Source organism: Synechococcus sp. BA-120 BA3, from assembly GCF_034931285.1.
Classification (GTDB): Bacteria; Cyanobacteriota; Cyanobacteriia; order PCC-6307; family Cyanobiaceae; genus Cyanobium.
In genome coordinates this window covers 1-6416 of the sequence record NZ_JAYGHZ010000339.1, presented here as the reverse complement: position 1 = coordinate 6416, position 6416 = coordinate 1, and the positions used below count along the sequence as shown (strand labels likewise).

Genomic DNA, 6416 nt, shown 5'->3' with positions numbered 1-6416 from the left:
CCTCTGGACGGGGGCCCGCCAGCACCGGCAGCAGCATGGCGGCCACGGCACCGGCCAGCACCAGGCCGAGCGGCCAGCGCCGGCCCATCAGCCCGCCAGTCCGACGCCGCGGGCCATCAGGGCCGCCATCAGGGGAATGGCGGCGAAGCCCGCCAGCTCGATGTTGAGCACCCAGCGCAGGCGGTTGGCCAGGGCCTCGCTCACTTTCGGCAGCTCCCCCTTGCGCAGGGGAATGGCCCAGAGGATGTAGGTGATGGTGGGGTACAGGGAGAGGCCGCCCACCGCCAGGTAGGTGCCCACCTTCCACCAGAACAGGGGGTTCTCGGTGTAGAAGCTGGAGCCCTGGCCGAAATAGAGCACCCGCAGGATGCCGCTGAGCAGCACCCCCAGGGCGGCCAGGCCGTAGGTCACGTCCGTGATCACCATCAGGATCGCGTCCTTGCGGTCAGGGTCGGGCCGGATCAGGCGCCGCTCCAGCACCAGGGCGCCGAAGCAGACCATGAAGCTGAGGTAGTGGACGTAGGCCACTCCGGCGCTGGAGAGCACCTCGGAGGGGATGGAGAGAAGCCCGGCCATCGGCTGGTGTCAGGTGATCGACCCGGACGGTAGCGGCTGGCTACCGGTCGCCGGGAAAGCGGGACGGAGCTGGAAGGAGGAAATCAGCACAAATTATGGAAACAGCGGGCGATTGAAGGCGTCGTATGTGGAAGCCGCAACGAAACACTGAAGGCATTCTGTTCGTTTCAGGAACATCCGGAAACAACCCTAGGTTCGACAGAGCGATTCAGATGCTCTATGGCGAGCTCCCTCAGTGCCTTTCTCGGCGAGATTGGCCGCCATCAACTGCTCACCCCTGAGCAGGAGCTGACGCTCGGGCGGAAAGTGCAGGCGATGGTGAGCCTCAACGAACGTTGCGCCCAGGCCGGTGGCAGCGGCCCTGCCTGCGATTTCGATGATCTCGAGAAGCGCACCCTGCGCACCGGGGAGCGCGCAAAACAGCAAATGGTGACAGCCAATCTGCGGCTCGTCGTCAACCTCGCCAAGCGTTATCAAGGCAAGGGTCTGGATCTGCTTGACCTGATCCAGGAAGGGACCATCGGCCTGACGCGCGCGGTCGAGAAGTTCGACCCTACCCGCGGTCACCGATTCAGCACGTATGCCTACTGGTGGATCCGTCAGGGCCTCAACCGGGCCCTCTCCACCCAGAGCCGCACGATCCGCATTCCGGTCAACGTCAACGAGAAGCTCACCCGGCTGCGGGCCGCCAAGGCGCGCCATCTCCAGTCCCACGGCTCCTCCCCCAACGCCGCCGAGCTGGCCACCGCCATGGGTCTGCCCGTGGCCGAGGTGGAGGATCTGCTGGGCTGTGAGCTGCGCAGCGTCACCGTGAGCCTGCAGGGGGCCGTGCGCTCCAAGGCCGATCCCTCCGAGCTGGTCGACGTCCTGCCCAGCAACGAGCCGGCGCCGATGGAGCGGGCCGAGCAGGCCGAGCGCACCGCCTCCGTCTGGACGCTGCTGGAGAAGTCCAACCTCACCCCCAAGGAACGCACCGTGGTGATGCTGCGCTTCGGGCTCGACGGCAGCCACGAGTGGCGCACCCTGGCCGAGGTGGCCCGGCAGCTGGAGTGCAGCCGTGAGTACTGCCGCCAGGTGGTGCAGCGGGCCCTGCGCAAGCTGCGCAAGACCGGCATCGAGAGCGGCCTGGTGGAGGAGTGATGGTGGGGGATCCGCCCCTCGTGCTTCCGCTGCCGGCGCCCGCAGAATGGCCTGACGCCCTACCTGTGGCGTGTTCCCCTCCCCGAGCAGATCGCCATGGCTGGTGCCCCTTCGGCCACTGCCTTCGCTGACCAAGCCTTCGCTGACCAGGCCGCCTCTGACCAGAGCGGCGCCGGCCAGGACCCCGTCGATGCCGAGGTGCTGGAGAGTTCGGTGGTCGACGAGGCCCTGCTGGTGCGGCTGCTGCGCCGGGCAGGCCGTACCATCGCCCGCCCCGCCTTCGAGTGCCTCGAGCTGCTGCTCGATGGCGCCACACCGCCCCAGGTGCGGCTGACGGTGCTGGCGGCCCTCACCTACCTGCTGCTGCCCCTCGATGTGATCCCCGATTTCATCCCGGCCGCCGGCTTCAGCGACGACATGGTGGCCCTCACCGCCCTGCTGGGGCTATGCAGCACCCATCGCACCCCGGCGATCCGCGCCCGGGCCCAGGGCCGGCTCGATCGCTGGTTCCCCCTGTCCCGCCGGCAGGGGTAGCGTCCGGGGATGCCCGCCACCGCCCCCACCCTCAGCCCGGAGCAGCTCGACGAGCTGCAGAGCCTCCTCAAAGACTGGTTGCGCCTCAGCGGCCGCACCCAGTCCGACCTGCGCCGGGCCCTGCGGGCGGGCTCGATCCGCATGCCCGTGCTGATCGCCGAACTGCACCGCATCTGGATCCACCAGGGAGCCGCCGGGCTGGCCGAGCGGCTCTGCGCCATCGAGGCCAGCTGGCTTTCCGAGCAGCCCGGTGATGCGGCCGGCCCCGCGGCAGATGACGGCCTGCTGGAGGATTCGATGGGACAGCTGGACCTGCTGCTGCAGGAAATCCGGGCGGACGGCGGCGGCTGAACGAGCTGGCGGGGCTGGCGACCAGCCCCCAGAGTGGGGTCTGAACGATGCCGCGGCCTCCGCCGACGCCCCCGCCATGAACGCCTCCGCTCTCCTCCACCGAGCCCTTCCCTGCTCCCTGCGGGCCGCCGCCGCCCTTGCCGGCGGTCTCTGCTTCACCGCCGCGGCCCAGGCCCAGGTGGAGTCCTTCATGCTCAGGCGCGGTGGCAATGTGGGCCCGGAAACCCAGATCAAGCCCACCAACTGCGTCACCGGGCCGGATGGCTCCGTCACCTGCGACACGGTGATCGAAAATCCCCCCAGCGACACCCCGGCCCAGCCGAACTTCCAGCCCTTCAAGAACTGATGCGACGTCTGCAGCGGATTTTCCAGGACCAGCCATTCCTGCAGCTGATCGACCGGGGCGAGCGCCTGGTGGCCAAGTTGCTGGCCGTGATGCTCTTTCTCGTGCTGGTGGTGGCCGCCCTGAAGTTCTCCGTGGAGCTCTTCGTCCAGATCCTCAATCGCGGCGTCCGCTGGGAGGGTCAAGGGCTCATCGAGGTGCTGGGGGATCTGCTCAACCTGCTGATCGCCATCGAGGTGCTGCAGAACATCACCTCCTATCTGCGCCGCCACGTGGTGCAGATCGAGCTGGTGCTGCTCACGGCAATCACTGCCGTGGCCCGGAAGGTGATCGTGCTGCCCCCGAACGCGGAGAACAAACCGATGCTGGTGGTGGGCCTGGGGGTGGCGGTGCTGTGCCTGGCGGCGGCCTTCTGGATGGTCCGCCGGGTCCATGAGCGGGAAGTCAGCAAGCTGGAGCCCTAGGCCAGAAGAGGGCCAGCCAAATCGTTCCAGGTGACGGGTCACTCGCCAGCAGCCGGTGCCGACGGCCCGCACGGATCAGCAGGGCCTCACCGCAGCCGAGGGCACGGGGTTCGGCCTCATCGGCGAACTGCAGCCGGGCACTCCCCTGCAGCAGCAGCACCCATTCATGCTCTGACTGGTCGTACCAGAAGCCCTCGGGGCTGCGGGCGTTGCACGAATGAATCCGCTCCAGCCGCAGCTGCGGGGTCTGCAACAGCACGGTGGTCACCTCCTCCCCATCGGCGGGGCATGGGCTGCGCACCAGGGAGGCCCCGCCATCCCCTGCGCCATCCGTCGCGTCGTCCGCGGGCCTTGGGGGCGCCTCCCCCCAGCGGCGGCCGATCTCGAAGCCGCGGGAGCGGGCCAGGGCCACCACCTGGTGGTGGTCGCCGCAGTCGCGCAGGGCCTGACGCAGGGCGGGGTCGGCCTCGCTCAGGGCCACGAAGGCGTTGAGCTGGCGCACCTTCTCCAGGAACTGCTGCAGCTGGGCTTCGGCCATGGGTGCGGCTGGGTGGCGTCAGAGCAGATCCTTGCCCATCCGCCAGCGCAGGAAGGCGACGCCGCCAAGCGTCACCGTCTCCTCGGCGTCCACCACCCAGCCACGCCGCTCCAGCAGGGGGCGCGAGAGCTGGCTGGCCTCGGTGCGCAGCCGTGCGACCGCCCGGGAGCGGGCGTGCTGTTCCAGGGCCTCCAGCAGGGCGCTGGCCCGGCCCTGGCGACTGGAGCGGCCCCGGCAGTAGAGCAGGGAGAGCCGGTCGGCAGGATCAAGGAGGGCAAACGCCTCGATGATCGTGTCGTCGTGGTGGGCGCAGCTCACCAACCCGTGGCCGCGTAGCAATGACAACCGGAAGTCATCATGGCGACCGGCCTGTTGCGACCAGGCCTCGATCTGCGACGGGCTGTAGAGGTTCCCGGCCTGGCTGATGACCGCTTCGTGATAAACGGCGATCAGCTGATGGCAATCATCGGGCCGGAGCGGACGGATCGGCTGCATCGAGGCGGTGGTTGTGCATTGATTGTGGCCGCTATCGGCGGAAGGCTGATCGCGCTGGTGTATGTTTTATCTCTAACCTCTCACCTGCCTCCACGTACATACCATGCTGACTGGATCGGAATTGCTGGCCAAGGTCAAGGAGCTCGGCGATGTCGGCAAGTCCGAGATCGTGCGCGCCTGTGGCTATGTTTCCACCAAGAAGGATGGCGCCGAGCGCCTGAACTTCACCGCCTTCTACGAGGCCCTGCTCGAGGCCAAAGGCGTCGAGTTCGGTGCGGCCGGCAAGGTGGGCAAGGGCGGGCGCAAGCTCAGCTATGTGGCCACCGTGCAGGGCAACGGTAACCTCCTCATCGGCAAGGCCTACACCGCCATGCTGGATCTCAAGCCCGGCGATGAGTTCGAGATCAAGCTCGGCCGCAAGCAGATCCGTCTGATCCCGGCCGGCAGCGCCGACGAGGAGGATTGATTTCCTGGCGTCGCCTGGTGTCGTTCCTGGTGGCCCTGTTGCTGCTTCTGGGCCTGATTGTGCCGCCGGCCGCCCTCGGTTTTCCCTGGCCGGCCTTCGCCTTGGAAGCGGCGATGCCCGAGCCCTCCGGGCCTGAGGCCGATGGCAGCGCAGGGGGTGTCCTCAGGGTGAGCGCGCTCGAGGAGGGCGGCTCCCTGTTCGCCGCCCACTGCGCCGGCTGCCACCTGCAGGGGGGCAACATCATCCGCCGCGGCAAGACCCTGAAGCTGGCGGCCCTGGAGCGCAACGGCGTCGCCTCCCCGGAAGCCATCGCCGCCGTCGCCGCCACTGGCGTCGGCCAGATGGGCGGCTATGCCGGGTCTCTTGGCGAGGGCGGCCCGGAGGCGGTGGCGGCCTGGGTGTGGCAGCAGGCCCTCGATGGCTGGCCGCGCGCCTGAGCCGCCGCTCCTCAGAAAGCCTGGATCCAGGGATGGATCTCCACGGCGGTCCAGATGCCCTGCCGCCAGTAGATGTCCCCCTTGACGAGGCGCTCCACCGCCTCCTGGTCTTCGGCCTCGTAGATCCCGAACACGAAGCGGGTGTCGGCTGTGGGGCCCAGGGTGACCAGCACGCCCTCCTCTTTCTGGCGCTTCAGTCCGGCCAGGTGCTCCTCCCGGTAGGGGGTGCGGCGCTCCAGCACGTCGGCGCAGTAGGTGCCCCAGAGGACGAATTTCATGGGCGAACGGCGGCGGCCGCCGGGTCGGAGTGAACGCCCTTCAGCCTTTCATCCCCCGCGCCCCTCGGCGCTTTTCTGGAACACCAGCAGCCGGTTGTTGGCGGGCATCGGTTCATCGGCCTGCAGGTGCAGCCCCAGGCCGGCGGCCTGGCCCGCGATCGACTCGGCGTCGCGCACCCCCATGGCCGGATCCAGGTGGCGCAGGTGGGCGTCGAAGGCCTCGTTGCTGGCGGCGGTGTGGCGCTCGCCGTAGCGGAACGGGCCGTAGATCACCAGCAGGCCGTCAGCGGCCAGCACCCGGGCGCCACCGGCCAACAGGTGGGGCACGGCCGCCGCCGGCATGATGTGCAGCGTGTTGGCGGTGAACACCGCCCCGAAGGGGCCGGCGGGCCAGTGGGTCTGGGTCACATCCAGCAGCAGCGGAGCTGCCACCTGCGCCCCCGGGGCCAGACCCTCCCCGCCCTCCTGGCGGATGCGTGCGACCAGGCCGGCCAGGGCCTCCTGGCGCTCGCTCGGCTGCCAGCGGACCCCCTGCAGATGGCGGGCCATGTGGATGGCGTGCTGACCGCTGCCCGAGCCCACCTCCAGCACCCGGGCGCCGGGGGCCAGCCAGCGGCGCAGCTGCGTCAGGATCGGCTCCTGGTTGCGCAGGCAGGCGGGCGAGAACGGCAGGGCATCGGCATCCATCGGCCCATCATGGGGGCAGATGCCCCAAGGCCATGTCTGTCCCTACCCTGCTCGCCGTCCTGCTGCTGGCCCTGGCCCTGGGCGCCTGCGCTCCCGCCCTCTGAGGC

Annotated in this window: 12 protein-coding genes; 7 read left to right on the top strand and 5 right to left on the bottom strand. The window is 69.2% G+C overall.

Annotation, left to right across the window (positions count from 1 at the left end; all coding sequences use genetic code 11):
* Positions 1-87: 87 nt before the first annotated feature.
* Positions 88-576 (bottom strand): DUF2214 family protein, encoded by a 489-nt coding sequence (locus tag VB737_RS14025; RefSeq protein WP_216922671.1) that lies wholly within the window; start codon positions 574-576, stop codon positions 88-90.
* 219 nt (positions 577-795) lie between these two features.
* Here VB737_RS14025 and VB737_RS14020 point away from each other — a divergent pair, with 219 nt between their 5' ends.
* From VB737_RS14020 to VB737_RS14000, 5 genes are all read left to right on the top strand, one after another.
* Positions 796-1716, top strand: coding sequence for a sigma-70 family RNA polymerase sigma factor (locus tag VB737_RS14020; protein WP_254948933.1), 921 nt, complete (start codon positions 796-798; stop codon positions 1714-1716).
* A 96-nt stretch (positions 1717-1812) separates the two neighbouring features.
* Positions 1813-2250 carry a YkvA family protein gene (locus VB737_RS14015; RefSeq protein WP_500313856.1) on the top strand — a complete coding sequence of 146 codons (438 nt, stop codon included), beginning with the start codon at positions 1813-1815 and terminating at the stop codon, positions 2248-2250.
* Positions 2251-2259: 9 nt separating this feature from the next.
* On the top strand, positions 2260-2601 hold the full coding sequence (locus VB737_RS14010; protein ID WP_500313854.1) for a hypothetical protein: 342 nt from the start codon (positions 2260-2262) through the stop codon (positions 2599-2601).
* Between the two features lie 76 nt (positions 2602-2677).
* Entirely contained in the window at positions 2678-2947 is a 270-nt protein-coding gene (locus VB737_RS14005; RefSeq protein WP_500313853.1) for a hypothetical protein, read from the top strand.
* The gene (locus VB737_RS14000) at positions 2947-3408 is read left to right on the top strand and encodes a phosphate-starvation-inducible PsiE family protein (protein ID WP_500313851.1); all 462 of its coding nucleotides are present in this window, start codon (positions 2947-2949) and stop codon (positions 3406-3408) included. The genes VB737_RS14005 and VB737_RS14000 overlap by 1 nt, the downstream gene beginning before the upstream one ends.
* Here the strand turns inward: VB737_RS14000 and VB737_RS13995 are convergent.
* Positions 3389-3946, bottom strand: coding sequence for a Nif11 domain/cupin domain-containing protein (locus VB737_RS13995; protein WP_500313850.1), 558 nt, complete (start codon positions 3944-3946; stop codon positions 3389-3391). The two genes, VB737_RS14000 and VB737_RS13995, sit on opposite strands and share 20 nt — an antisense overlap.
* An 18-nt stretch (positions 3947-3964) precedes the next feature.
* Complete coding sequence (locus VB737_RS13990) at positions 3965-4441, bottom strand: GNAT family N-acetyltransferase (protein ID WP_500313848.1); 477 nt, start codon at positions 4439-4441, stop codon at positions 3965-3967.
* A 103-nt stretch (positions 4442-4544) separates the two neighbouring features.
* Between VB737_RS13990 and VB737_RS13985 the strand changes: the two genes are divergently transcribed.
* Positions 4545-4907: an AbrB family transcriptional regulator gene (locus VB737_RS13985; protein WP_216909975.1), complete on the top strand. Its 363-nt coding sequence runs from the start codon at positions 4545-4547 to the stop codon at positions 4905-4907.
* Positions 4904-5344 (top strand): c-type cytochrome, encoded by a 441-nt coding sequence (locus VB737_RS13980; RefSeq protein WP_500313846.1) that lies wholly within the window; start codon positions 4904-4906, stop codon positions 5342-5344. The genes VB737_RS13985 and VB737_RS13980 overlap by 4 nt, the downstream gene beginning before the upstream one ends.
* An 11-nt stretch (positions 5345-5355) precedes the next feature.
* Here the strand turns inward: VB737_RS13980 and VB737_RS13975 are convergent, their stop codons facing one another.
* Together VB737_RS13975 and VB737_RS13970 are read right to left on the bottom strand one after the other, a co-directional pair.
* Complete coding sequence (locus VB737_RS13975) at positions 5356-5622, bottom strand: YciI family protein (protein WP_500313844.1); 267 nt, start codon at positions 5620-5622, stop codon at positions 5356-5358.
* Positions 5623-5670: 48 nt separating this feature from the next.
* Positions 5671-6309: a DUF938 domain-containing protein gene (locus VB737_RS13970; RefSeq protein ID WP_500313842.1), complete on the bottom strand. Its 639-nt coding sequence runs from the start codon at positions 6307-6309 to the stop codon at positions 5671-5673.
* Between the last annotated feature and the right edge of the window lie 107 nt (positions 6310-6416).